Source organism: Mycobacterium europaeum (assembly GCF_034555895.2).
In the GTDB taxonomy this organism is placed as follows: Bacteria; Actinomycetota; Actinomycetes; order Mycobacteriales; family Mycobacteriaceae; genus Mycobacterium; species Mycobacterium europaeum.
Window position 1 is genome coordinate 2,155,528 of record NZ_CP157315.1, and the last position, 26,015, is coordinate 2,181,542.

Sequence of the window (26,015 nt, forward strand, 5' to 3'; positions counted from 1 at the left end):
ATGACCGATTCGCTCACCGCTCACGGCTCGGTGATCGACATTCCGGATGAACCGGACCGGGTCCGCATGCGCGCCGAGATCGGGGCGCGGCTCCGGTCCGCGATGGCAGCCCACGGCGTCGACGCGCTGGTCCTGCTGATGAACGGCTACGTCGGATACGCGACCGGCGCCAGTTGGCCGCTGCTGGACGCGGGCCTCTCCCACGTGGAGCGCCCGGTCGCCGTCGTGCTCGCCGACGACGAACATCCGCACCTGTTCATGCCGTTCCGCGGCGGGGCGTCCACGGAGTCACCGGTGCCCGGCGATCATCTGCACGGACCCGTGTACCTCGAATTCGACCACGGGGTCGAACAATTCGCGCGCGAGCTGGCGGGTCTGATCCCGCCGGGCGCGAACGTCGCCGTGGACGAACTGACCGGGGCGATGCGCAGGGCCGGCCGCGCGCTGTTCCCGGCTGGCCCGCCCTCGGACGCGGCGATCGTGCTCGCCGACGCGCAACTGGTGAAGACCCGAGACGAGTTGTCCTGCCTGCGCCGCGCCGCCCGCATCACCGAGCAGGCCATCGTGGACGTCCGGCGGGCGCTGGCGCCGGGAGTGCGGCAGACCGACCTCTCGGCCACGCTGGTCCGGCGCGCGTTCGAGCTGGGTGCCACCACCAACATGCTGGAGGCCATCTGGCAGGTGATGCCGAGTTCACGCGAAGCCGGGGTGTGGACGACGCATGGCGATCTTGCGCTGCCGCTGCTGACCACCGATCGCGAGCTGGCCGCCGGCGACGTGCTGTGGACCGATATCAGCATCACCTACCTCGGCTACTGCTCCGACTTCGGCCGGACCTGGGTAGTCGGCGAACGACCCACGCCGCGACAGCAGGACCAGTTCCGGCAATGGCGGGCCATCCTGGATGCGGTGCTCGCGGTCACCAAGGCCGGCGTCACCTCGGGTGATCTGGCGCGCGCGGCGATCGCGGCCAATGGGGGCCGCAAACCGTGGCTGCCGCATTTCTACCTGGGCCACGGCATCGGCACCTATCCCGCCGAAGCGCCAATGATCGGAACGGATCTCGGCGAAGACTTCGATGACAGCTTCGTCTTCCCGCCGGGGATGGTTCTGGTGTTGGAACCCGTGGTGTGGGAGGACGGGACCGGCGGCTATCGCAGTGAGGAGATCGTGGTGATCACCGAAGACGGCTACCAGCCGATCACCGACTACCCCTACTCCCCCTATGGCGACTGACGTCCTGCCCGACGCATACCCGCTGCGGGCGGGGCGTCGGGAACGGGCGCTGGCCCAAATGGACGCATACGGACTCGACGTCCTGGTCCTCGGGCGGCAGGCCAACATTCGCTACGTCACCGGCGCACCGCAGCTGTGGATCGCCGGGACGCGGCCATTCGGTCCGATGTGCGTGCTGGTGCGCGCCACCGAGGACATCTACCTCAACAGCACCGACGACGAGGGCGTCCCCGACGAGATCGGGCACGATCACCTGTACGGACTGGCCTGGAACCCGATGACCCTCATCGACGTGCTGAAGAAGATCGACGGCGCCGACGCGGCCCGCAGGGTCGGAACCGACGCGATCACACCGACTTTCGCCGCGTTGCTGCCCGAAGCCTTCCCCAACGCCGAGATCGTCGACGCCGAACCGGCCATGCGGGCGGCGCGACGGGTCAAGACGTCCGACGAGATCGTGGCGATGGGCACCGCGGTGCGGGTCGCCGAACGCGGATTGGCAGCGGCCCTTTGCGAATTCGCACCCGGGGTGTCGGAGCGGACGCTGGCCGGGGCGATGATGGAGGCCATGGCCGCGGGCGGGGTGAGCACCCCGGCCACCCAGGACGCGGCCTGGGTGACGTCGAAGGAACAGCCCTGGCGGCGTGCCGATTCGGGTGACGTGCGGCAGGGTGACCTCGTCGCGTTCGCCGCCGGAGCGCTGGCGAACGGCTACGTCGCGGAAGTGGGCCGCACCTGGCCGGCCGGTGGTTCTGCCCCGGAGCTGTTCGGCCGTTCGGATTTGTTGTACGACAAGATGCTTGCGGCCTGTCGGCCCGGCGCGCCCACCTCGGACTTGGTGGCCGCCTATCGGGCGGCCGGCGAACCGATTCCGCCGATGCCGATCGCGCACGGGTTGGGGCTGGGGTTCGATCCACCCGTGGTGTCCCAAACGCTGCTGGACGCGGGCGAACACGACCGGCTGGAGGCCGGCATGGTGTTGGCGATCACCGGCTACGTGTGGCAGGAGGGCGTCGGGGCGGTATTCCGGCGGGACAGCGTCCACATCACCGAGGCCGGCGCCGACGTGCTGACCACCAGTCCGGTGTGGCGCGACGGAGGCTGACGAGTCTATCGGGCCAGACCCTTGGCGATGAGGGCTGTGTTCTGCTCGACCCAGGCGTCATCGAGGACTCGTTCGTTGGCCAGGGCCATCAGCACGGTGCCACCGATCATGTCCACCAGCACGCGGGCGTCGACACCGTCGGCGGCGCGTCCGTCGGCGGCGGCCTCGTCGAGGTAGCGCTGCAGCAGAAGGTACGTGCTGCCCTGCAGGCGGCTGAGCAGGCGCGCCGAAAGCCCCGGCTCCGAGGGCAATTCGGCCATCAGGCCCGATACCGCGGAATGGACGGCCGGTCGGCTGAATAGGTCGATCGTTGCTCGTATCAGGGTGCGGACAACGTCCGCCGGATCGCCGGCCAACGGGAGCTCGGCACTCGGCGGCGTCGGAAATACGGCCTCGTAGACCAATTCGACTCGATTCGGAAACCGTCGATACACCGCGGGGGGCGTCGCCCCCGCGCGGGCTGCGACCAGCGGAATGGTCAGTCGTGTGTAGCCGATTTCCTCCAGGAGCTCGACCGTGGCGGCGAGCACCGCCTCGTCGATGCGGGCGTCGCGCGGCCGTCCCTGCGACCGCGCGCCACCGCCTCGTCGCTGACCGGTCCCCGCCATTGACTCCATTACGTTCAAATCGTAATGTTTTGCGGACCGGAAGACAACGCGCGGGCCCCAGGGAGGCGCTCCCCCAGCATGGCGATCGAATCACCCCGTCGGCCTGTGCCTTTCCGGATTCTGAACGGCGGTTACCGGGCGGCGCGTCGACTGCGCGCCCATCCGCTCCCCCTGCGCAAGCCGGCGTTGATGGACCGGGCCAGCCACCGCGCGGGGGGCCTGACCGACTTCGGTGATCCACGCTTCGAAAGCGGCCTCGACCGCCTCATCGAATCGCTCGAAAGCGATGATCGCCTCAACGGTTTCGGCCGGATCCTCGCCACGTCACACATCACCAATTTGCTGCGCCAGCGGCTCCTGTTCACCGAGCACCTGCGTCAGCACCCGGAAATTCGCGACGAGATGATCGCGAAGCCGATTTTTCTCGTCGGCGCGCCGCGCACGGGCACCACCATCACCCATCACCTGTTGAGCCGAGACGACCGGTTCCGCTACCCGCTCACCTGGGAATGCGATGAGCTCCATCCACCGCTGAATCCGGCCACCATGCATACCGATCCGCGAATCAGGCGCAGCGACAAGCAGATCCGCCGCAGTCTGGCGCTGGCACCCGATCTCGACGCCGCGCACCCGGTCGGCGCGTGGGAGGCGCAGGAGTGCGCGCTGCTGCACGCCTATGCCTTCCACAGCGCGACTTTCCACGTCATGTTCAATTGCCAGGGTTATGACCGGTGGTTGGCCGGGCAAGACCTGACCTGGGTCTACCAGGAACAGAGACTGCTCTTGCAGTACATGCAAAGCGGCGGATTGCGCCCTACCGAGAGTTGGCTTCTCAAGACGCCGCCGCATATGGAGAACATCGACACCATCTTGGCGGTATTTCCCGACGCGCGCTTCGTCACCACCTACCGCGAGCCGACCGAGATCGTCGCCTCCAGCTGCAAGCTGGCCGGGACCGTGTTCGGGATGGTCGAGGACGAGGTCGACTGGCTCGACCACGGCCGGTACATGCGCTGGCGCACCGGCAGGATGCTGGCCCGCAATGTCGAGCTGCGTAAGCGGTACGCGCACGACCCGCCACGGTTCATCGACTTTCCGATGGACCGGATGGTGGCCGACCCCATGTCGTGCGTGCAGGAAATCTACGAGTTCTTCGGCATCGAACTCACCGAGGGCGCCCACCGCAGGATGAGGCTGTTCATGGACGACCGCGCCCTGGCCAAGCGCAAGCCCAACATCTACGACGCCGCGGACTACGGGCTCGACATCGACGAATTGTGGCCGCAACTGCAGTTCTATCGCGACTTCTACGGAATCGAGGACCGCCGTGGGCGATGACGCACAGCAACTCTTACGCGCGGCGTGGCGACGCTTCCGCGACCTGCAGGAGGAACTGCTCGAACTTGCGCTGTCCCAGGGCACTCTCGACGACGGTGCCGCGGCGGCCGTGCTCGGGTGCCTTCTCGGCCACATCCAATACCTGGGCCTGCAACTGCGCAGCGATCCCGCGCGGCCGCATCTCATCAACGGCCAATACGCGCCGTGGAATTGGGGCCATTCCAACCCCGATACGCTGTACCTGACCGCGCGCATCGACGACAGACACGACTACCGCGTCCACGGGAAGCTGGGTTGTGTCGCGCAGACGACCTTCGGCGTCTACGCGGGTAAGGATGAGCGGGCCGAGTCGGTGAAGGTGCTCTCCGAAGACCTCGCCATCGGCGACGATGGTTCGTTCGAAATCTTCTTCAGCCGCCGGAAGATGGGCGACACGAACTGGTTCCCGCTCCCGGCCGGGGCTGACTCGTTCTGCAGTTACCAAACCTTCGGCGACTGGGACCGTGAGACCAAGGGCACGGTTCGCATCGAATGCCTGAACCCCGGCGATCCGGCCGGCCCGGATTCGCTCGAGCGGGCGATCGCCGCGTTCGACGCGCAACTGATGGCGTCTCGCGAGCTATTCACCATGTGGGTCAGGGACATTCCGGCGCGGGTGTTCGGCGCCCTGCCGAAGAACATTGCCATTCCCCCGCTCCAGCCCCCCTCGGCGATGGCCGGCGCGTGGTTCGTCCCCATATCGTGGGCGCTCGATGCCGGCGAAGCGCTCGTCATCGACTACGAAATCCCTCCCGGTTCGCCGTACGTCGGAATCTGCCTGACCAATCGATGGAGCCAGATGATCGATGTCGACGCCCGGCAAACCAGCCTCAACCTTGCACAATCCCACGTTGAGGAGGGGCGGGTCCGGGTCTTGCTGTCGACCGAGGACTTCGGCGTGCGCAATTGGCTTGACGCCCGCGGGTATCGCGACGGTGTGGTGACGTGGCGGGCAAGCACACCGCATCAGCCGAAGACGCCGACAGTGACCGTCATTCCGACGGACCAACTGGACGAGCACTTCCGGCCGGAACAGCGGATCAGCGCGGAGGAACGGAGGCGGGCAATCGACGCGCGGACTCGTCACTTTGCCGAGCGCGACGCCCTCTAGGTGTCGGTGGCACTGAAATCACTTGCGTCACTGTGGTTTCAGTGGTCTCAAGGGGCGGTTTTTTGTCGGTGGGCTCCGATAGCTTCGGGGTGTGAGTGTAGATCCCGAGGCGGTGTCGGCGGCTTTCGACACCATCGACGCTGCGGTCAAAGAACTGATCGGCTATGACTGCGACGCCTCGACCACCCGCGAGCAGCTCGCGATGTTGGGACGGTGCGAGAGAGTGCGCCGGCAACTCCCGGCCATCGAGCATCCACTGATCAACAACCTGGCCCGCCAGGCCACTCCGGAGGAGTTGGGCGGCAAGCTGTCGTATGCGATCGCCGAGGCGACGCTGATCAGCCGCGCCGAAGCGTCGCGCCGCGTCAAGGAGGCGGCCGAACTGGGGCCGCGGCGCGGGTTGACCGGTGAGCCGCTGGAGCCGCTCTTGCCGGCGACGGCTGCCGCCCAACGCGAGGGAAAGCTGGGCACTGGCCAGGTGGCGGTGATCCGAGGGTTCTTTCATCGGCTGCCCGGCTGGGTGGACTTCGCCACCCGCCAGGCCGTCGAGGCGGACCTGGCCGCGCACGGAACGCAGTATCGCCCCGACCAATTGGCCGAGCTGGCCGACCATATCGCCGACTGCCTCAACCCCGACGGCACCTACACCGACGAGGACCGCACCCGGCGGCGCGGCCTCACGCTGGGCAAGCAGGAGGCCGACGGCATGTCCGAGCTGCGCGGCGTGCTGACACCCGAACTGCGCGCCACCCTCGACGCCGTGCTGGCCAAACTCGCCGCACCCGGCATGTGTAACCCGCTGGATGACGCGCCTTGTGTCGACGGGACCCCGACGCAAACCGCGATCGACCGCGACGCCCGTAGCACCGCCCAACGCAACCATGACGCGCTACTGGCGGCGTCGCGAGCGTTGCTGGCCTCGGGAAAGCTGGGTCAGCACAACGGGTTGCCGGCCTCCATCGTCATCACCACGACGCTGCAGGAGCTCGAGTCGGCCGCCGGCCGCGGCCTGACCGGCGGCGGCACCATCCTGCCGATCAGCGATGTGATCCGGCTGGCTCGCCACGCGCACCACTACTTGGCCGTCTTCGACAAGGGCAAGGCGCTCGCGCTCCACCACACCAAGCGCCTGGCATCCCCGGGGCAGCGAATCGTGTTGTATGCGAAGGACCGTGGGTGCTCAGCCCCCGGCTGCACCGTGCCCGGCTATCTCTCCGAGGTGCATCACGTCACCGACTGGGTCAAGTGCCGCCGCACCGACATCGACGGCCTCACCTTCGCCTGCGGACCGCATCACCGCCTGCTCAAACCCGGCGGCTGGACCACGCGTAAGAACGCCAAGGGCGACACCGAATGGATACCGCCGCCACACTTGGATAGGGACCAGCCACGCACCAACACGTTTCACCATCCGGAGAAGCTGCTGCGCGACGGCGACGATAACGATGATGATGACGACGACGACGCGGCATAGCTCAGGGGGTCCCCTCCGCAAGCGCGGCGTCGAGGTGATCCCCGGCCCGATGCCGCTGCCACACGAACAGCAGGTTCGACAGCATCTGCAGCGGCGCGCGCACGCTCTCGTCGGCGCGGATCAGGGGATGCGCGCGGCTGCGCGGTATGGCCTCGAATCGCTTGCGGATCAACGCGGGCACACCCAGCAGCCACGCCGCACCCATCGCCGCGGCGTAGAGCACCGTGTGCCGCCGCAACCGGGCCGGTTCGAGTTCCGGCCCACCGTAGCGATGGAACTCCCCGGCGAACAGCTGCAGCAATTCGTCGAAATGGGCGTCCCACATGCCCGTTTCGGCGCCGGACAAGGCTCCCCAGAGCGCCATGCCCAGGTTCATCTGGCCGACGCATCCCCAGTCCATCAGGCCGCACCGCAGCACGCCGTCGGAGTCGCGCCAGAACCACGCGTTGTCGATATTGGCGTTCCAATGGCACAGCGCAACGTAGTCGGAGTCGCCGGAGAGCAGGGCTGCGATGGTCTGCTCATGGCGTGCGAACCGCGGCACGTCGTCGCGCAGGCGCGCGGTGAACTCCGGCGAGAGCTCCGGAAGCAGCCCGGGATGGGCCTGTGCGAACGCGGCCAGTTCGTCCACTCGGCGAACCAGCTTGTCGGCCGACAACGGCGCCCGCTCCCCCACCGTCGCGGCCGCGACGTCCACGGGGAAGGCCGCGGTCAGCCCCGGTAGCCGCCCGGATCGATGGGTGCCGGCAAGCCGGGCCAGGGCGGTGACCAGCGCGCGGTAGTGCGCGAGGGGTTCGGGCATCTCGTAGTCGAGGCACTTGTGATATTGCCGTTCGATCCCGTTGGCGCCGAATCCGATTCGCTCAGTAATCAGTATTCCCGTGCCGGTCCGGCGTTGGTAGTCGGCGAAGAGGGCCCTGGGCACGGCGATGGGAAACTCCGGGGCACCCGAGAGTGCGGCAAACCGCACCTCCGGTTCCATTTGCGTCTTTCCCCGGTCACGCGCCGGGTCGTCGAAGTCGCGCGAGAACTTGACGAACAACTCGGTGGGCAGACCCGTTGCGGGTCTGGCGTATTCGACGGAGAGCATCGCCTTGCGCCCGGTGCTGCCGCCGGCCACTTCACGAAATCCCGTCATACGCGTGATGCCGTTGTCTCGGCACGCCCGGGACGCGAGAAAGGCTTCGGTGAGAAAGCGCGCCCCGGCGCACTCCAGCGCCGCGGGATCGGCCGGAAACGCGAGCCCGTAACGGTCGCCGACGGCCCACTGTGACGTCAATGGCTGAGTCAATGGCTGAGAAGTCAATGGCTTACCAGGTTTGTTCGGCCGCGCGCACCAGCATGTGGTTGACGGCCACCCGGCGATCACGGGTCACCATGAACAGCACCGCATCGGCGATGTCTTCCGGGCGCAACTTGACCATGCCGGCGGTCTGCTGCTCGAACGCTTCCCGCGACGAATCGGCGAGGTGGCTGAAGATCTCGGTGTCGACCGTTCCCGGGCCCACCACGCCGACCCGGACCCGCTTGCCGAGCACCTCTTGGCGAATGCCCTCGTTGAAGGCGTTCACGCCGAATTTCGTCAGCGAGTAGACGGCGGTGTTCGGTCGGGCGACCCACCCCGCGGTCGAACTGATGGTGACCAGATCGGCGACACCGCGCGGGGAATCGGCGGCGGCGTCGATCAGGTGCGGGAGTGCGGCGCGGGTGACATACAGGACCCCTTGCACGTTGACGGTCACCATGGCGTCCCAATCCCGCAGCGAGGCCTCGGCCGCGGGTCCGGATTGCATGAGCCCGGCGTTGTTCACCACGGTGTCGAGCCGGCCGAACTCCGCGACGGCGCGCCGCACCGCCGCCGACACCTGCTCGGCGTCGGTGACGTCGGCCGGGACGGCAAGCGCTGTGCCACCGGCGGATTCGATATCGGCTTTCAGGTCGGCGAGCCGCTCGGTGCGACGTGCGAGCAGGGCCACCGCCGCGCCTTCGGCGGCCAGTGCTTTGGCCGTCGCGGCCCCGATACCGCTGCTGGCGCCGGTCACCAGCGCCGCGGTGTGTGCGAGTGTCCCCGTCATGCGCCCAGTATCTCGTGTAGCACGTACTCGGTGTGCTCGCCCAAGTCGGGTGCGCCGCGGGCCATGCGCGCCTGACCGCGCGCCATCCGCCAGGGCGGCCCGACGATCGGCCGCTGGCCCTCGCCGTGATCGCTGACGAATCGATACAGTTCGCGGTCCCAGAGTCGTCGGTCGCCGATCACGTCGAGGGACGTGGCGCTCTTGACCGCGGGGACCCCGGCCGCGCGCAGGCGATGCGCGAGGTGCTCGGCATCGTGGCCTGCCGTGAGTTGCGCGAGGTCGGCGTCGAGCGTTTCGGTGTTCTGGCGGCGCCCGGCCATGGTGGCATAGCGGGGCTCCCGGGCCAGCGATCCCGCACCGAGCACCGCGCACATCCCTTGCCACTGCGTGTCGCAGGCGACCGCCACGGCGATCCAGGCGCCGTCGGCGCACGGGTAGCAGCCGTGCGGGCACAGGTCGGGGTGATCGTTGCCGTTGGGCTCGAGGCGTTGCCCGGTCAACGCTTCCTCGAGCAGGCGGTCGCCGATCATCGACGACAGGGTTTCCACCGCCGAGAGGTCGACGAACTGCCCGGCTCCGCTGACTTCGCGATGCAGCAACGCCACCACGGCGGCGTAGGCGGCGGCCGCGCCGACGGTCGAATCGCCGTAGCGCATGCTCGCCCCCAGGGGCGGCCCACCTCGGTAGCCGACGAGTGGGGCGAGGCCGGCCAGCGCGGCAAAGCATGGCGCGTAACCGGTTTGATGGCCCAGCGGTCCGTCGTTGCCCCACATCTTGATCGACACCGAGATGATGTCCGGCTTGATCTCCCTCAACTGCGCATATCCCAGGCCCTGGCGTTCCATCGCGCGCGGGCGCAAATTGTTGATTACGATGTCGCTGCGGGCGATCAGCTCGCGCAACCGCGCCATACCGTCGGCGGACTTGATATCGAGATCCACGCTGAGGATTTCGGGGTTGATGCTCAGGAAGTAGGGCGCGTGGTTGATGTCGGTGCCGCCGTAGGCCCGCATCTCCTCCGGGCTGCCCGCGGTCTCGATCTTGATGACCTCGGCGCCCAGCATCGCCAGCAGCTTGCCCGCGTAGGGGCCGGCCCATACCTTGGTGAGCTCGACGACCCGCACCCCGTCGAGCGGCCCACCGCGCGATTCCCTGGCCGGTTTGAGTTGCGCGGCCTGGGCGCGCGGCCGTGGGCGCGGGGAGCCGATGCAGTCCAGCACCCGCCCGGTGTGCTGGCCGAGAGTGGGTGCGGCCGAGGTGATCCGGGCCGGTGACGCGCTGAACGCGTACGGCACCGTCGGATATGCCGCGTCGCCGAGCACCGGGTGATTGACCCGCTGGAAGAAGCCACGGTGGCGGTATTGCGGTGACGCATGCAGGTCCGCGGCTCCGTTGACCGGCACCAGCGGCACGCCCAGGCGCTGAGCCTGGTCGGACGATTCCTCCTTGGGGCGGTCGCGGACCCACGCCGCGAAGCCCCGCCGGAATGCGGCGACCTTTTCCGCGGTGACGGAGAATTCCAGCCAGTCGTCTTCGAACGCGTCCAGCCAGTCCGGCTGTCCCATGAGTTCTTTCACGCCCAGCCAGTGCGCGCGGCTCGTCATGTACAGGTACACGAACCCGTCGGCGCATGCGAAAAACGCTGCCGGGCCGGCCTGATCGTAGTCACCGCGGTGGCCCGCGGCCGTCGCCTCGCCCGTAACGAACCGGCCGAGGATGCAGTCCGCGCGGGAAACCAGCACGGCATGTGCGGAGACGTCGATGGAGTCGCCGCGGCCGCCGTGCAGGCGCCCGAACAGCGACGCCGCCACGCAGAGCGCGGCGTCCAATCCCGCCTCGTAGTCGGCCAGGAATCGGCCGGGCCCCTGCAATGGCGGCTTGGCCGGGTCGGGGTGGCTGGGCGTGTGGTACCCCCAGCCGCTGGCATGAAAGACGTTGATGCTCCTGGCATTGGCGAACTCGCGGGGGGCGTCCCGACCGAATGGCGTGATCGAGCAGAACACCACATCCGGATGCCGCTGCGGCCAGCCGGCCGCCCGATCAATGGCACCGTCGTCGATGACGGCGTCCGCGCCGCCGATGAGCCGATGGACGGTCTCGACGTCGTCCTCGGAGCGGAGATCCAGCACGGCCGACTGTTTGTTGGTGTTCAGGTAGGCGAACAGCGCGCTTCCGTCGCACCCGTCCGCCACCATGGGCGCCATCGCCCGCGTCGGGCTGCCGCACCCCGGCGCCTCGATCTTGATGACCTCGGCGCCGAAGTCCGCCAACAGCTTTCCGCAGTACTCTCCCGCGACGGTGCCGGCCAGCTCAACGACCCGAAAACCCGTCAGCGCCGACACGCCAGCCCGTCCAACACGGTCAGGGCTTCGCGCGTCCGGAGCGGCTCAGGCGCCACTCCGGCGGGAAGTTCAGGTCGTTGTCCTTGACCACATTGTTGAGGCCCTTCTCGAAGGTGCCCGCGGTCAGGTCGACCTCTTCCGCGTCGTTGGCGATCATCGGGAGCATGCCCTCGACCATGCCGGTGAGCAGGCTGCCGAAGTACTCGCCCTTGTGCTGCTTGTAGAGCTCGAGGAAGGTCTTCTGCACCGCGACCGTGTCGGTCGGCCGGGAGCGCGAACACGCCATCGCGTACTTCAGCGTCTCGTCTTCCAGCTTCTCCCGGGGCACCACGCTGTTGACGAAGCCGCACTCGTACATCTCTTTGGCGGTGAACGGGCGCCCGGTGAACAGCATTTCGGAGAACTTGCGCAGTCCCATCGTCTCGGCCCACCACCACAGCCGCGGTCCCCAGCCCACGTAGCGGAAGGCCGGGTGCCCGAACAGGGCGTCGTCGGAGGAGACCACCAGGTCGGCGTCGCCGGCCTGGTAGAAGTGCCAGCCGTAGCAGTAACCCTTGGCCTCGATGATGCTGATCTTGCGCAGCTCCTGCAGCGGGCGGTTCCCGGCGCGGGCCTTGGCGTAGAAGTCGGTGACCGTGGACAGGTAGCGGTAGGACCCACCGGGCGGGTACTTGACGTCGTCGTCGTTGATCGCCAGCTCGTGCAGCAGCGGCATCCCCGGGTTCTCCAGCATTCCGCGCTGCTCGGGCAGATCTCCGCCGCTTCCGAAATCCTCACCCTCCCCGCGGATCACGACGACCTTGACGTCGTCGTCGACGTTGCACTTGTGGATCAGGTCGGCGTAGTTCTGCCGCATGCCCAAGGTGGTGGAGTTGAGTTCCTCGGGGCGGTTGAAGGTGATGTAGGCGATCCGGTTCTTCTTGTCCTTCTCGAACTTGATGTACTGCTCGGCTTCCTTCTTCATTTCTTCGTAGTCGTATTCGGGCATGGTCTTCTCCAACTTCTCTTGAATTTGCGCCTATTTGAGCAAGCTGCCCGCGTCGACGGGGAGCGAAACGCCGGTGACATAACGGGATTCGTCAGAGGCGAGGAACAGCACCGCGTTGCTGATGTCCGCGGCTTCCACCCAGGGGACGGGCAGGGTGTGCATCATCTGGGAAATGGGGGCGAAGTCGTCCGGTCCCGGGTTTTCCAGATCCGGGCGAAACAGCCGATACGTATTGTCGTTCATCACCATCGTGGTGCTGACCTGGGTGGGCAGTACCGCATTGACCCGGATCATGTGCTGGCCCAGTTCCACGGCGAAGGAACGCATCAAACCGATGACGCCGTGTTTGGCCGCGATGTAGTGGCCGGTGTTGGGGTAGGCCTTGCGCCCGCCGACGGAGCTGGTCAGCACGATCGATCCGCCCCGCCCGCCCGAGAGCACGTGCGGGACGGCGGCTTTGACCGTGTGCCAGACGCCCGTCAGATTGATGTCGATCATGTCCTGCCAGACGTCCTCGCGGATCTTGTGCAGTTTCCTGCCGTCGGTACCCACGCCCGCGTTCGCGACGATGATGTCGAGCCGCCCGAGTTGTTCCACTCCGCCGTCCACCGCGGATTTCAGCGCTTGGTAGTCGCGGACGTCCACCTGCGCGGTGACGATGCGACGGTCCTGGGCCTTCACCAGCTCGGCCGTCTCGGCCAGATCTTCCGGCGTCGAGTGAGGATAGGCCAGGTTTTCGATCGGCCCGCAGACGTCGATGGCGATGATGTCGGCGCCCTCCTGAGCCAGGCGCACCGCGTGGCTGCGGCCCTGGCCCCGGGCGGCGCCGCTGATGAAGGCGACCTTCCCCTCGACGCGGCCGGTCATCTGGGCACCAGAGCCGGCATGCACTCCCAGCCCCGCACGGTCGAGGTCGGGCTCAACGTGGCGCTGGCCAGGTCGACCTCCCACTCGGGGAATCGCTTCAAAATCTCTTCCAGCGCGACCCGGCCCTCCAGGCGCGCGAGCGCCGACCCCAGGCAGAAGTGGGTGCCCACACTGAAGGTGAGGTGGGGGCGGACCGTCCGGTGGATGTTGAAATCGCCGGCGTCGGGCCCGAATTGGCGTTCGTCGCGGCAGGCCGCACCGATGAGCATCATCATCACGCTGCCCTCGGGAACTGTCTGGCCGTAGAGCTCGACGTCGCGGGTCACATACCGTGAAACGTGGGGGGCGGGCGGCTCGTAGCGCAGCAACTCCTCGATCGCCTGCGGGATCAGTTCGGGGCGTGCGACGAGGTCGCGACGCTGGTCGGGGTACTCGGCGAGAACCTTTCCGGCCCAACCGATCAGCCGGGTCGTGGTCTCGTTGCCCGCGCCGGCCACGACGTTGAGGTAGACGAGGATCTCGTCGCGGGTGAGCCGCCGCGTGGTGCCGGTCTCATCGACGAACTCGACGTTGAGCAGCTCGGTCATGATGTCATCGGACGGGTGGTCGGCGCGCCAGTCGATGTAGGCCTCGAACTGCTCGCCCACCGACAGGCCGTGCTGGGCGGCATCCATCGGCTTGCCCGCCTCGGTGCGCAGCTGGGCGTTGCCCCGGTCGCGGATGTACACCTGGTCGTCTTCGGGGATGCCCAGCAGCGAGCTGATGACCTTCATCGGCATCAGTGCGCCGAGGTCGGCGACGAAGTCGAAGTGGCCCGAGCCGACCAGCGGATCCAGGAGCTGGGCGCAGTAGTCGCGAATCATCGGCTCGAGCGACGCGATCCGTCGTGGGGTGAACATGCGCGACAACAACTTGCGGTGCACGTCGTGAATCGGCGGGTCTTCGAAGATCAGCATCCCCGAGGGAATCTCGAGGTTGGCCTTGATCAATTCCAGAATTGCGCCCCGGGCGGAGCTGAAAGTCGCGTGGTCGACGAGCGCTTTGTTCACGTCGGCATACCGGCTTACCGCGAAAAAGTCGTATTCGGCGTTGTAATAAAGCGGCGCTTCTTCGCGCAGACGCGCGAACATCGGGTACGGGTCGGCGATCAGGTCGACATCGTACGGGTCGAATCGCACATGGCTATCGGTGCTCGTCGTCACGAATCCCCTCCTAGGGCCGCCGTTTCCGGGCCATCCGTACCGCCTGAGCAGCGCTCGCGCTGCCAGTGTTGCAGCGCCGGATCCGGTTCGGGCAATTTGTACACTCCGCTTAATTGCGTTGCTGCGAGATACGCACCGGCCGGGTCGAAATCCACCCGTCAGCGTGCCGTAACTCTATTCTCGTAGAGAACCATAACGCCCATGCTCTGGCAAGACCCCGTGCCGCACGACCCGCCGCCATTGCGCGCATGGCCGGTCCGGGTCACCCGATCGCCGTGGCCGACCGCGGCGGGCGCTGTCCGGCCGTCTCGGTCAGCCGGCCCTGGTACGGGCTGCGCAGGATGCCGGCCGCGACGGCCGAAAGGATCCCGTCGAGCTGCTCGGGAGTGTCGACGATCCGGTCACCGTGCGCGAACCGCACCAGCAGACCGTTGATGAACGTGAGCGTCACATTGCTCAGATCCTCGACCACGGCGGGGTCCAGGTCCGCACCGTGCGGCATGAGTTGAACCAGGATCTCGCGGTGCAGCTTGGTGAATTCGTCGGTGGCCCGCTGCAGGATGGCGGCCAGCGCCGGGTCGCGGGCGGCCTGCATGGTCAGCTCGTAGCGCGCCTTGGTCCGGAACAGTTGCGGCTCGTTGCCGGATCGGATGACCACCTGCGACAGCCGCGAGGGCGACGGGTTGTCCCCGCGGCCGTCGGAGTCGTCGGCGACGGACTGCAGATCGGCGAGATCCAGTTCGGCGAGGCGCTCGGCCACGGCCCGCAGCAGCGCCGAGCGGGTGCGGAAATAGAACGACGTCGTCCCGTCGGGCACCCCCGCCTTGCGGTCCACCTTGAGATGGCTCAGTCCCTTGGTCCCGTCGTCGGCCAACAACTGAATCGCCGCATCACACAAGTCGCGGCGGCGCTCACCGGGATTAGGCTTTCGGCGTTTGTCCATGACGTCCTCTCCGGTCGAGACGCTACTCTATATTCGTAGTGTCGGTAAAGAGCCGTGTGACGGCCATGGCGAGGCATCCTGGACTGGAAGAATGGCCGGATGACTCGACGCCGGATTGGTGAAGAAGCGCGGGCGGTGTCGCGCCGCCCCGCTCGGGGCCGATTCCGCATCGCGGCCGCTTGGCTGGCATGCGGCGGTCTGCTCGGCGCGTTGACGTGCGGCTGCCATGCGGCGCGGCACCAAGCCGCGCACCCGTCGACCACCACCACGACACCCACCACCGTGACACCGGCCGCGCCGGTTGCGCCCAGCGTTAAGATCGCGCCGCTGCCGGTCCGCCCGGTCAACAAATCGCAACCGGCCAGCCCGCAGAAGTGCCCAGCCACCGACCCGAATCACCCCGCCGCGCCGACCGATGCGCTCACCACCTGCGACATCGGGCGGACGACCTTATACATGCTCGGCCCGGAGACGATGCAGCTGGGGCTGATACACGTGGACCCACCCAAGTCGCTGACCGCCGGCTTCTACGGCGTGACGCTGATCCTCGACCCGCCGTCGGCGGCCGCATGGGCCACATACACCGGCGCGCACCTGCAAGACCATGTGGCCTTCGTCCGCGATGATCTCGTCATCGAGGCGCCGATCATCGAGGGACAGGTCACTTCCGGACGCATCGCGCTGACCACCCAAACGGCCGAAGGCGCTGCGCGCCTGGCCCAACTGGCCGGCCGGCCAACCTGACTGGTCACACCCGCCGTCAGCGGGTCACGGCATCAGGTGCAGGGAACGCCGTGCGGGCCACCGACCCAATGGCCGGGCGGCGCCTGCCAGGGGCAAATTTGCTTGACTTGCCCAGGCGGCAGCGGATTCAAATGGCCATTGTCGACGACGTGCGGACCCGGCGGAACCGGCGGAGGCCACGGTCCCGGGTGGGCCTGCGCCACACCGGTACCGAGACCGAACGCCGCCGCGCCCAACGCGCCGGCGACCGCGGCCTTACCTGCGAGTTTCTTGAGATTCACCATTTCTGGCCCCCTCTCGGTCCAAGGCTCGCCAGTGGCGGCGTCCGCACGGCGCGGATAGGACCGATTTCCCGACCTCAAACTGTCATGCAAATTGTCGCAAAAGGTTACCCCGGCTCGCGAAATACCAAACCGCCTCCAGGGCAGGCGGCTCAGCCGTCTCGGCCGGCGGCGGCGCGGCGCGCGAATGCGGGCGCGTGCTCGGGCCGCACGCCGACGCCCACGAAGTAGGCCGGAACGGCCGACAGCCACGGCAGCCGCTGCATCAGGCCCAGCAGCGCGTCCGGCGGCGTGGGATCCTCGCCGCGCAGCAACGGCCCGAGCAACATCCGGTGCAGCACCTGCTGGACCAATTGCGTGACTACCGTGGGGAACACGCGCCTGCGGTGCACCGCGGCGAGTTCACGGTCGCCGACCCGGTGTCGCCGCAGTGGTTCGGCCAGCACTGTCGCGGCGGCGACGGCATCCTGGATCGCGAGGTTGATGCCGACGCCGCCCAGCGGCGACATCGCATGCGCCGCATCGCCGATGCACAGCAGCCCCGCGGTGTGCCAGCGTCGCAGTCGATTGACGTGCACGTCCAGGTGTTTCACGTCGTCCATCGATTGCAGCGCCGCCACCGACTCGGGCATATCGGGCAGCAGCTCTTCGACGTCGCGCCGAAAGGCCTCGATGCCGCGCGCCCGCAGCTGGGCGTCGATGCCCTTCGGTCCGAGGTAGGCGATCTGGAAGTAGCCCTTCCGCGGGATCACGGCGAGCCCCTTGCCCGCGCCCAGCCGCGGCAGGAACGAGATTTCGGTATCTTCCTTGCGCGGCAACCGAAACCACCACGCGTCGAACTTCACCGGGAACTCGCGCGCCTTGAGCCCCGCCGCGCGGCGAGCGACAGACCAGCGGCCGTCGCAGGCCACCGTCAGCTCGGCCCGCAATTCGCCCGGGCCGTCGGGCCCCCGGTAGCGCACTCCGGCCACCCTGCCCGCGTCCCAGATCAGCCCGGTGACTTCGGTGTTCATCCGCAGCGAGAAGCTCGGCTCCGCCTGCGCCGCGTCGGCCAGCAGGTTGAGCAGGTCCCACTGCGGCACCATCGCGACAAAGGGATGCGGCAGGCGCAACCGCTCGAAGTCGACGTAAGTCACCGAGCGGCCGTTGGATTCGAGTTTCGCGGTGCGAACCTCGGTAAAAGGCAAGGCCGCGAACGATTCCCAGAGGCCGAGCTCGTCGAGCAGCCGCATGGTGGTCGGGTGGACCGTGTCGCCGCGGAAGTCGCGCAGGAAGTCGCCGTGCTTTTCCATCAGCGTGACCTGCACACCCGCCCGGGCCAGCAACAGCCCCAGCACCATGCCGGCCGGGCCGCCACCCACAATCGCGCACGTCGTCGTCTCAGCCATCAGAACCCAGCCGTCAGAGCTCGAGGTCGAACACCGAGACGGGATCGAGGATCACGCCGTTTTCCTCGACGTAGCGATCCCACAGCGTCAGCAGCTCGGCCAGCTTGTCGGGGTGCGAGTCGGCCAGGTCGTGAATCTCACCGGGATCCGAGGCGAGGTCGTAGAGCTGCCAGCTGCCCGGGCCGTGCGGTGCGGGCAGGTGCAGCGCCTTCCAATCCCCCTGCCGAATGGCCCGGCGGCCGAACAACTCCCAGCCGGTGCCGGTATCGGCGCCGTGCACCGTTTCCGCGCCGCCCGACAGGTACCCCACCAGCGAGCGGCCGCGGATGGGCGCCACCTCACGCCCGCGATACACCGCCCCGGGATGCGCGGCCCCGGCCAGTTCCAGCACCGTCGGAGCGATATCCATGACGGTGCTGAACGCGGTGCCGATCTGCGCCTGCCGGTCGAAGCCGGGCCAGGTGATGAAGCCGACCACCCGGATCCCGCCCTCGGTGGTGAACGCCTTGTGCAGCCGCGACGGCGCGGTGGCGGCTTGCGCCCATCGCGGCCCGTACCAAATGAACGACGACGGGCGGCCGAGGTTGTCCACGCTGTTGTCGCAATGCTTTTCGATCTGCTCGGCGATTCGGGGACCGACCAACGGCATGGCTTCGACGATCGCGCCCTCGGCGCCGTTGTCGGACAGGAAGATCACGACCGTGTCGTCGAGCTCGCCGGTCTGCGAGAGGTAGTCGAGCACCCGGCCCACGTTCCAGTCCATCCGGTCGACCATCGCGGCATAGACCTCCATGCTGCGTGCCGACACGGCACGCTGTTCGTCGGTCATGGCGGCCCACTCCACGGCGCCGTCCGCGACCACCGGGTGCGCCTCGACGTCGGGCGGGCACAGGCCCAGCCGCTTGAGCGCCGCCAGGCGCTCCTCGCGCAGGGCGTCCGGCCCGGCATCGTAACGACCACGGTATTTCGCGATGGATTCGTCCGGCGCCTGCAGCGGCCAGTGCGGCGCCTGGAAGGGCAGGTACGCGAAGAACGGACGGTCGTCGCCGGGTGCGCGTTCCCGCAGGTACTGCAACAGCTTGTCGGTGTAGGAGTCCGACGAGTAGAAGTCGTCCCCGACGGTGACGAACTGGTCGTCCTCGGTGTAAAGCGTTGGCACCGGGGAGAAACTCCGGGCGCCGCCGCCGCCGAAGTGGCTGGCGCCGGCCGGCAGCAACGCGAACGACCGCTCGAATCCGCGTGCCCAGGGCGACGTCTCGATGGTGGCGCCCAGATGCCACTTGCCCGACATCAACGTCAAGTATCCGGCGTCGCGCAGCAGCTCCGGCAACGCCACCACCCTGTCGTTGAGGTAGCCCTCGTACCCCGGTGCGCCGCGGAAGCCGGGGCCCGCGACCTCCAGCATGGTGCCGATCCCGGCGACGTGGTGGTCCGTTCCCGTCAGCAGCATCGCCCGGGTGGGCGAGCAGGCCGGCGCGGAATGGAAGTCGGTGAACCGGACCCCGGCGTGGGCGAGCCGATCCAGGTTGGGTGTCTCGATTTCTCCGCCGAACGCGCCGATATCGGAAAACCCGAGGTCGTCCGCAACGATCACGAGGAAGTTGGGCCTTTTCACGCTGAAGCATCCTGCCAGGTCCCGCCCGTGGGCGGAATGCCGCCGTGGCGGCACGCCGTTATTGTCGGATGCGGCGCTCTGCGCGCCGATCAAAAGGGAGGGTTCTGGAGATGCTGGCGCAGTTCGGGATGTCCCTGCCGCTGGTCGCCGCCCCGATGTCGGGCGGCCCGACGACCCCCGCGATGGTGTCGGCCGCGAGTCGCGCCGGCGCCCTCGGCATGCTGGCCGCGGGCTACAAGACGGTGGAGGCCGTCGAGGCGGAGGTGAAACAGGTTCGGGCCGAAGGAATCCCGTTCGGTATCAACCTGTTTGCGCCCAATCCCCTGCCGGTCGACGCCGAGAGCTACCGGGCTTATGCCGCGATCGTTCAGCGCGAGGCGGACCAGTTCGGCCTGACGCTGCCCCCGGACCCCGTCGAGGACACCGACAAATTCGACGAGAAGATCGCGCTGTTGCTCGACGACCCGGTCCCGATGGTGTCGTTCACGTTCGGCATTCCGCCGCCAAGCGTCATTGTCGGGTTGCGCAAGGCCGGTAGCGTCGTGGTGCAGACGGTGACCACGCCCGAGGAGGCGGTGCAGGCGCGCGACGCCGGGGTCGACATGCTCGCCGTGCAGGCGGTGGCCGCCGGTGGTCACTCCGGCACACTCTCGCCGCGGACGCCGTTGACGCCGGTGCCGATCGCCGAGCTCGTCGCACGGGTCGTCGCGGCGGTGCCGCTGCCGGTGATGGCGGCCGGCGGGCTCGCCACCCCCGCCGCCGTCGCCGAGGTCATCCGCGCCGGGGCGGCGGCCGCCGCCGTCGGGACGGTTCTGTTGCGCGCCGACGAAAGCGGCGCCTCGGCCACCCACCAGGCGGCCCTGACCGATCCCAGGTACACCGAGACGGTGCTCACGCATGCCTTCACCGGCCGCCCCGCCCGCGGGCTGCGCAATGCGTTCATCGACGCCCACCAGACGCAGGCACCGCTGGGCTATCCCGCCCTCCATCACCTCACCAGCCCGCTGCGCAAGGCCGCGGCCGCGGCGGGCCGGCCCGACTTTGTCCATCTGTGGGCCGGCACCGGATACCGCAACGCCACCGCCGAACCGGCGTCCGACATCCTGCGCCGGCTGGCGTCCAAGTTGTGACGCCTCAGAACGCGAAACGGTTCAGGACGTCGTACTTGCCGCCGGGCGTTGCGCACGTCAGCCTGTACATCCACCGGACCGCGGTCGATTCGATTTTCTGGTAACCCGCCAGGGCGGGTGACTGCTCGAGCAGCCGGAGCCTGGGGTTCCACGTCTGCAGCTCCCGCGCGTCGCGGATGCCCCACTTGATGATGCCCCTGGTGAACACCTTCGACAGCAGCGGCGCCAGCGCCGACAGCGTGTCGAAATGCATTTCGCCGCAATCAAACCGGTCGGTCAGGCGCCGCAGCAGCTGGCGCACCTGCTGCTCGGTCAGATACATCAGCAGGCCCTCGGCGACGACCAGCGTGGGGCGCCCGGTGGGGATTTGATCCAGCCACTCCGGATCGGTCACCGACGACCCGATCATCCGGTAACGCTCGGTGTCGTCATAGAGCCGCCGCCGCAGCTCGATGACAGCGGGCTGGTCGATGTCAAACCACGCAACCGACGGCGGCGCCGCGACCCGGAAGGCGCGACCGTCCAGGCCGCAGCCCAGGTGCAGCACCACCGCGTCGGGATTGCGCCGAAGGAAATCGGCGCACCAGCCGTCCAGCTGCTTTGCGCGCAGGGCGACCAGGTACTGGTTCGACGCGGGCAGCGACATTCGATGGATCCTCTTGAAGTCATAGTGAATCCGGTCCACCGCTTCGGCAGCCGCCCTGTCTCCCAGAATCGGTCGTTCCGAACGGCTTTCATACGCGCGCAGATATAGGGTGACGAGATTCGTCCATTCGACCGATCCCCACTTCACCCCGGTGAAGTCGACTTCGTCCGTCGCGGTCATGGCTGCCTCCTTGCCGCTCGATATTCGGTCCACATCTGCATGAGCTGGTCTCGGTAGGCCCGGGTGCAGAACTCGCAGAAATCGCGGAAGTCTTCGACGCGTCGCCGCTGTTCGGCGCGATCCTCGCCTAGCACGGAGAGCGCGAACTCGGCCGGCTCGATCCCCAGCCGCATCAGGGACAGCTGCGTTTCCAGCACGCTGGTGAATCCGCCCGGTGCGACCCGGTAGAGGTGTTGCCGGTTCGGACTCGGCAACCGCTCCACCATGCCGCCCTCCAACAGCTGCCGGGCAACGGTACTGATCGATGCCTTACTCACCGACAAGGCGGCCGCCAGCTCGGTTAACGACTGCTGCGGCGGATCACAGATGAGCAGCCAGCCATACACCCGGCCCATGGTGCGAGTGGCGCCGAGAAGCTCGAAGAACAGCCCGAGGCGATCGACGAACTCGGCCTCTTCCGGAGACATCTGATCCTCCGACGTCGTAATTTGTTTAGTACATACTAAACGTAATTTATGCGACGCGGGCCGTAAACTGGCCACCCGCTGGCCACGGTCGACGTGCCCAGCGCGCGGTCGATCGCGTCGCTGGCCCATCCTTGACTCGCTTGTGTGCGATAGCCACGCAACCGCGATTTTGCGCTTGGTGCTCGCCCGCGGCAGTCCGGGTCAGAAGGCCTCGGGATCGCGCTGTACCTCTGCCGGGACGGGGTGGCGGTACAGGCGAGATGCGTTCTCCCAGCTGAATTTGCGGATCACATCCGGGGGGAGGTCGCCGATTTGTTCGTGGATGGTCTGCTGGGTGTGCGGCCAGGTGGAGTCGCAATGCGGGTAGTCGGCTTCCAGCATGATGTTGTCCACGCCGATCCGGTCGCGTTGCACGAACGACGATTTGTCCTCCACCGCGCAGAACCAGAAGTTCCGGGTGAAAACCTCGGCGGGAGTCAGGCTTTCGCCCAGCGCCTGCCAGGTGCCGTACATCGCGTGATAGCTGAGCATGTGGTCGAGGCGATCCAGCAGCCCGGCGACCCAGCCGATTCCGCCCTCCGACAGGCAGATCTTCAGGTTGGGGAAGCGGCTGGGTAGTCCGGAGTACAGCCAGTCGACCGCCGCGGAGATGGCGTAGGCGAAGAACAACACGCCCTGCACGTCCGGCGGCGCGTCGTCGGTGGTGGACGGCGAGGCCCCCGACGAACCGATGTGCAGGTTGACGACGGTGCCGGTCTCGGCGCACGCCGCCATCATCGGGTCCCAGTGCCCGGAGTGGATGCTCGGCAATCCCAGCATCGCCGGGTTCTCGCTGAACGTGACGGCGTGAAACCCGCGCTCGGCGTTCTCGTAGATCATCTTCGCGCCGAGTTCGGGGTCCAGTAACCACGGCAGCTGGCACGGAATGATGCGTTCGGGATACGACCCGGCCCAGACCTCCAGGTGCCAGTCGTTCCACGCGCGCACCGATGCGAGCGCCAGGTCGCGGTCGGTGGTGACCTGCTGCAGTCGCTGGCCGGCGAACCCGGGCAGGAAGGACGGGAAGTTCAGCGAGGCGTAGATGCCGTTCAGGTCCATGTCCTTGACACGTTCATGGATATCCCAGGCGCCCCTGCGCATTTCGTCGAACCGCACCGGTTCGAAGCCGTACTCGGCCACCGGCCGGCCCACGACGGCGTTGAAGCCGACGTTGGGCAGCTCGCGGCCGTCGTAGACCCAGGTCTGTCCCCCGCTGTCGGTTTCCACGACTTTGGGGGCACGGTCGGCGAACTTGCGCGGCATCCGGCCGGTGAAGGTGTCCGGCGGTTCGACGATGTGGTCGTCGACCGAGATGACCGTGTAGCGGCGCGGTGCCCGGGGCGGGTCCGGCAGGAAGGTGACCGAGCGTTGCCCGCCGGTCTTGGCGGTGGTGAAGCTCAGGTCGGCGGCCAGCTCGTCGATCGATTTCACTCGTCAATCTCCTTGCCTGACGGCGGCGTTGAGTGCGCGGTTCACGTGAGCACGTCGGGATCGGCCTTGATGGTCATCCTGGCCGCTCCCGCCCAGTACACGTCGGCCGCGCGTTCGACGAGCGACCGCTGCATGCCGGCCATGTCCGACCACTTCATGGCGACCGGCTGGATGCCGGTGAGCAGCACGTCGTAGGCCAGCTTGCACACCCGCTCGATCGACGCCGCACGGTAGACGGCCTCGGGCAGGCTGCGTCCGGTCGCGATGACGCCGTGGTTGGCCAGGATGGTCAGGTTGGCCGAGCCGATGCGGGCCGCCAGCTCGGCGGCGCGAGCGGGGCTGTCGACCTCGCCGTCGTAGGTGTCCACCAGGCACAGGTCGTCGAGGAAGAGCGACCCGGTCTGGTGCACCAATTCGGGCAGCCTGCCCAGGGCGGCGAGCACGCAGACGTAGTACGGGTGGTTGTGGATGACCACCCGGGCGTCGTCGCGGACGCGGTGCAGCTCGGTGTGGATGTGGATCGCCGGGGTGACGTCCCAGCGGCCGCGCAGCACCCGGGCGTCGGCGTCCACGACGCAGATGTCGGAGGCGGTCACCTCCTGCCACCACAGCCCCCACGGATTGACGAGCATCTCGGTCTGCCCGTCCGGCTGCCAGGTGATGTGTCCGGCCATGTTCTCGGCGAATCCGATGCCGGCCAGGTGGCGGAAGGCCACGGCGAGGGCTTGCTCGTCGGAGAGCTCGACGCCGATCGGGGGAACCACCGACGGCGCCCAGACTTCCAGGCCGCCCCGGCGGGCGTCAGGAGCTTTCATGATCTCCCCTCCGTTCTGGCTCGAATATCCTCGCGGAGCCGGCCTTTGGCAACCTTCCCGCCCGACGATCGCGGGAGCTCGTCGACCACGATGAGCCGTTCGGGCAACAGTTCCTTGGAGACTCCGAGCGCCAACAGGTGTTCGGACAGCCCGGGCAGGTCCAGAGTGACCCCGTCGACGAGTTCGGCGTAGAGGCAAACCCTTTCGCCGAACACCGGATCGAGCATGGCCACCGCCGCCGCGACCGCGATGGCGGGGTGGGTGGTGACGGCGTCCTCGACCTGGGTCGCGCTGATGTTCTTGCCGCCGCGCAGGATGAAGTCGGAGGTGCGGCCCGTGACCGTGAGATAGCCGTCGTCGTCGATTTCGCACAGGTCACCCATACGCATCCAGCCGTCGCGGGTGAACAGCTTGTCGTGATCGGTGCCGCCGAGGTAACCCAGGCTGGTCGCCGGGCCGCGGCAGGCGGGCTGGCCGCGTCCCGTCTCGGTGACATCCCGGTCCCCATCGAAGAGCCGGACCGACATTTCGGGGACGATCCGGCCGCCGGTGCGCAGCCGGCGGTCACGTGAGTCGTCGACCGTGGTGGCGCTGAGCATCCCCGTTTCGTTCGAGCCGTAGAACTGCAGAATCGTCGCGCCGGTGAGTTCCTCGAACTCGGCGGCCGGCCGATACGGCAGCGCCTCGCCGCCGGTGAACACGACACGCAGCGAGCTCAGGTCGTACTCGCGAGTGGCGGGGTCGGCCATCAGCATCGTCAATTGCGTGCTCACGCAGCACAACACGCTGATTCGATGCCGGGATATCGCCTCGCAGGTCGCTTTGGCGGTGAACCGTTCGAGGATGACCGCCGTGGCGCCGAGGTAGATCGGCGTGGTGTGGCTGGTCCACAGCCCGAAGCCGAAGGGCGTCGGTATCACCGGCAGGAACGTGTCGGCCGCCGTGAGCAGCCCGTTGGCGACGGCCTTCTGGTGGAAGTAGTACCAACGGTTCTGGGTGTGCACCACGCACTTGGGCAGGCCGGTGGTGCCCGAGGTGGAGTTGATGAGGAAGACCTCGTCGGGCCCCAGTCGGCTTTCGCCGTCCAGCGTCTTGGGCGGCGCCGCGACGTTGAGCCGCGGTGCGCCGGTGTCGGCGCTCAACACCAGGGTGGGCAGCGAAAGCTGCTCGGCGACAACCGCCGCGGCGTCGCCGCGCTGCCGATCACTGATCAGGATCTGCGGCCGCGCGCTGCGCAGGATCGCCGCGACCTCACGGGTTCCGGCCCGCGCGCCGACGCCCACGACCACCGCGCCGCAGCGCTCGATCGCCACGAACAGGACGTGCAGGGCCGCCGAGTCGCCGTGCCACACCGCCACCCGATCGCCGGGAGACACCCCCGCACCGGCCAGATGTTCGGCCAAATCGGTCGCCGCACGGTCGAATTCGGTCCAGGTCAACCCCGTCCCCGGATGGTCGAGGTAGGCGAGACGATCCGGGGACCGTTCGGCGTTGCGACGCACCGCGTCCGACAGCGTCGAGTCAGACCACCATCCGGCGGCCCGGAACCGGGCCGAGTCCTCGTCGGTGAAGGCCGGTGACCACGCGGTCTGCATGAGCAGATGATAGGGAAGCCGCGCGGGGCCACGTCGGCTGATGCCCGTTAGGGGTCCTGCGGGGCGGGTGCCGGCGCGGCGTGTTGCGGGTCGCCCGCAACGGCGGGCGGACGCGGGCGGGGCTTGTGGCAGTTGCGCGTGCAACCGCAGTTGAGGCCGATGATGCAGCCGCCCCCGCCGGCGGGCTGTACCGGCAGGGCGCCGCCCGGACTCGGAGGGGGCGCGGGCGACACGCTCGACGAAGAACGGGCGGCCGCGGCCGTCGCGGCCACGTCGCCGGGCCAACCGAACCCCACGACCAGCGCGGCCCCACAGGCGCACAGCGCCGCGGCCGTCCTGGTTCGTCCGTTCCCCAC

Annotated in this window: 23 protein-coding genes; 7 read left to right on the forward strand and 16 right to left on the reverse strand. The window is 68.0% G+C overall.

The window, feature by feature from the left end:
• Both U8D42_RS09755 and U8D42_RS09760 read left to right on the forward strand, forming a co-directional pair.
• A complete protein-coding gene (locus U8D42_RS09755; RefSeq protein WP_322860297.1) occupies positions 1–1,236 on the forward strand; it encodes a M24 family metallopeptidase in 1,236 nt (411 codons plus the stop codon).
• On the forward strand, positions 1,226–2,341 hold the full coding sequence (locus U8D42_RS09760; protein ID WP_322860296.1) for a M24 family metallopeptidase: 1,116 nt from the start codon (positions 1,226–1,228) through the stop codon (positions 2,339–2,341). The genes U8D42_RS09755 and U8D42_RS09760 overlap by 11 nt, the downstream gene beginning before the upstream one ends.
• A gap of 5 nt (positions 2,342–2,346) precedes the next feature.
• Here the strand turns inward: U8D42_RS09760 and U8D42_RS09765 are convergent, their stop codons facing one another.
• On the reverse strand, positions 2,347–2,958 hold the full coding sequence (locus tag U8D42_RS09765; RefSeq protein WP_322860295.1) for a TetR/AcrR family transcriptional regulator: 612 nt from the start codon (positions 2,956–2,958) through the stop codon (positions 2,347–2,349).
• A 96-nt stretch (positions 2,959–3,054) separates the two neighbouring features.
• On the opposite strand from U8D42_RS09765, the gene U8D42_RS09770 reads away from it, so the two are divergent.
• The 3 genes from U8D42_RS09770 to U8D42_RS09780 all read left to right on the forward strand — a co-directional run bounded on the left by U8D42_RS09770 (position 3,055) and on the right by U8D42_RS09780 (position 6,911).
• Positions 3,055–4,287, forward strand: a complete 1,233-nt coding sequence (locus tag U8D42_RS09770; protein ID WP_322860294.1) for a sulfotransferase family protein — start codon at positions 3,055–3,057, stop codon at positions 4,285–4,287.
• Positions 4,277–5,437 carry a DUF1214 domain-containing protein gene (locus tag U8D42_RS09775; protein WP_085238996.1) on the forward strand — a complete coding sequence of 387 codons (1,161 nt, stop codon included), beginning with the start codon at positions 4,277–4,279 and terminating at the stop codon, positions 5,435–5,437. The genes U8D42_RS09770 and U8D42_RS09775 overlap by 11 nt, the downstream gene beginning before the upstream one ends.
• Positions 5,438–5,528: 91 nt before the next feature.
• Positions 5,529–6,911: an HNH endonuclease signature motif containing protein gene (locus U8D42_RS09780; RefSeq protein WP_322860293.1), complete on the forward strand. Its 1,383-nt coding sequence runs from the start codon at positions 5,529–5,531 to the stop codon at positions 6,909–6,911.
• A 1-nt stretch (position 6,912) separates the two neighbouring features.
• Here the strand turns inward: U8D42_RS09780 and U8D42_RS09785 are convergent, their stop codons facing one another.
• The 7 genes from U8D42_RS09785 to U8D42_RS09815 form a co-directional block, all read right to left on the reverse strand.
• On the reverse strand, positions 6,913–8,190 hold the full coding sequence (locus U8D42_RS09785) for a hypothetical protein (protein ID WP_322860292.1): 1,278 nt from the start codon (positions 8,188–8,190) through the stop codon (positions 6,913–6,915).
• Between the two features lie 31 nt (positions 8,191–8,221).
• Positions 8,222–8,986, reverse strand: coding sequence for an SDR family NAD(P)-dependent oxidoreductase (locus U8D42_RS09790; RefSeq protein WP_322860291.1), 765 nt, complete (start codon positions 8,984–8,986; stop codon positions 8,222–8,224).
• Positions 8,983–11,328, reverse strand: coding sequence for a CaiB/BaiF CoA transferase family protein (locus U8D42_RS09795; RefSeq protein WP_322860290.1), 2,346 nt, complete (start codon positions 11,326–11,328; stop codon positions 8,983–8,985). The genes U8D42_RS09790 and U8D42_RS09795 overlap by 4 nt, the downstream gene beginning before the upstream one ends.
• A 19-nt stretch (positions 11,329–11,347) precedes the next feature.
• Entirely contained in the window at positions 11,348–12,316 is a 969-nt protein-coding gene (locus U8D42_RS09800; protein ID WP_085238991.1) for an enoyl-CoA hydratase/isomerase family protein, read from the reverse strand.
• A gap of 30 nt (positions 12,317–12,346) precedes the next feature.
• Positions 12,347–13,183 carry a mycofactocin-coupled SDR family oxidoreductase gene (locus U8D42_RS09805; RefSeq protein WP_322860289.1) on the reverse strand — a complete coding sequence of 279 codons (837 nt, stop codon included), beginning with the start codon at positions 13,181–13,183 and terminating at the stop codon, positions 12,347–12,349.
• Positions 13,180–14,385 (reverse strand): cytochrome P450, encoded by a 1,206-nt coding sequence (locus U8D42_RS09810; RefSeq protein WP_322860288.1) that lies wholly within the window; start codon positions 14,383–14,385, stop codon positions 13,180–13,182. The genes U8D42_RS09805 and U8D42_RS09810 overlap by 4 nt, the downstream gene beginning before the upstream one ends.
• Positions 14,386–14,647: 262 nt before the next feature.
• On the reverse strand, positions 14,648–15,328 hold the full coding sequence (locus U8D42_RS09815; protein WP_322860287.1) for a TetR/AcrR family transcriptional regulator: 681 nt from the start codon (positions 15,326–15,328) through the stop codon (positions 14,648–14,650).
• A 99-nt stretch (positions 15,329–15,427) separates the two neighbouring features.
• On the opposite strand from U8D42_RS09815, the gene U8D42_RS09820 reads away from it, so the two are divergent.
• Positions 15,428–16,072 carry a SecDF P1 head subdomain-containing protein gene (locus U8D42_RS09820; protein WP_322860286.1) on the forward strand — a complete coding sequence of 215 codons (645 nt, stop codon included), beginning with the start codon at positions 15,428–15,430 and terminating at the stop codon, positions 16,070–16,072.
• Between the two features lie 433 nt (positions 16,073–16,505).
• Here the strand turns inward: U8D42_RS09820 and U8D42_RS09830 are convergent, their stop codons facing one another.
• Entirely contained in the window at positions 16,506–17,741 is a 1,236-nt protein-coding gene (locus U8D42_RS09830; RefSeq protein WP_322860285.1) for an FAD-dependent oxidoreductase, read from the reverse strand.
• A 13-nt stretch (positions 17,742–17,754) separates the two neighbouring features.
• On the reverse strand, positions 17,755–19,356 hold the full coding sequence (locus U8D42_RS09835; protein WP_322860284.1) for an arylsulfatase: 1,602 nt from the start codon (positions 19,354–19,356) through the stop codon (positions 17,755–17,757).
• Positions 19,357–19,466: 110 nt separating this feature from the next.
• Here U8D42_RS09835 and U8D42_RS09840 point away from each other — a divergent pair, with 110 nt between their 5' ends.
• Positions 19,467–20,486, forward strand: a complete 1,020-nt coding sequence (locus U8D42_RS09840; RefSeq protein ID WP_322860283.1) for an NAD(P)H-dependent flavin oxidoreductase — start codon at positions 19,467–19,469, stop codon at positions 20,484–20,486.
• A 4-nt stretch (positions 20,487–20,490) separates the two neighbouring features.
• Here the strand turns inward: U8D42_RS09840 and U8D42_RS09845 are convergent, their stop codons facing one another.
• From U8D42_RS09845 to U8D42_RS09870, 6 genes are all read right to left on the reverse strand, one after another.
• Positions 20,491–21,312, reverse strand: a complete 822-nt coding sequence (locus tag U8D42_RS09845; protein ID WP_085238985.1) for a class I SAM-dependent methyltransferase — start codon at positions 21,310–21,312, stop codon at positions 20,491–20,493.
• Positions 21,309–21,779 (reverse strand): GbsR/MarR family transcriptional regulator, encoded by a 471-nt coding sequence (locus U8D42_RS09850; RefSeq protein WP_085239044.1) that lies wholly within the window; start codon positions 21,777–21,779, stop codon positions 21,309–21,311. Before U8D42_RS09850 ends, U8D42_RS09845 begins: the two co-directional genes overlap by 4 nt.
• Before the next feature lie 201 nt (positions 21,780–21,980).
• The gene (locus U8D42_RS09855; RefSeq protein WP_322860282.1) at positions 21,981–23,249 is read right to left on the reverse strand and encodes an amidohydrolase family protein; all 1,269 of its coding nucleotides are present in this window, start codon (positions 23,247–23,249) and stop codon (positions 21,981–21,983) included.
• A gap of 41 nt (positions 23,250–23,290) precedes the next feature.
• Entirely contained in the window at positions 23,291–24,064 is a 774-nt protein-coding gene (locus U8D42_RS09860) for a class II aldolase/adducin family protein (protein WP_085238983.1), read from the reverse strand.
• Positions 24,061–25,659, reverse strand: a complete 1,599-nt coding sequence (locus tag U8D42_RS09865; RefSeq protein ID WP_322860281.1) for a class I adenylate-forming enzyme family protein — start codon at positions 25,657–25,659, stop codon at positions 24,061–24,063. The genes U8D42_RS09860 and U8D42_RS09865 overlap by 4 nt, the downstream gene beginning before the upstream one ends.
• A gap of 47 nt (positions 25,660–25,706) precedes the next feature.
• On the reverse strand, positions 25,707–26,015 hold the full coding sequence (locus tag U8D42_RS09870; RefSeq protein ID WP_141659242.1) for a hypothetical protein: 309 nt from the start codon (positions 26,013–26,015) through the stop codon (positions 25,707–25,709).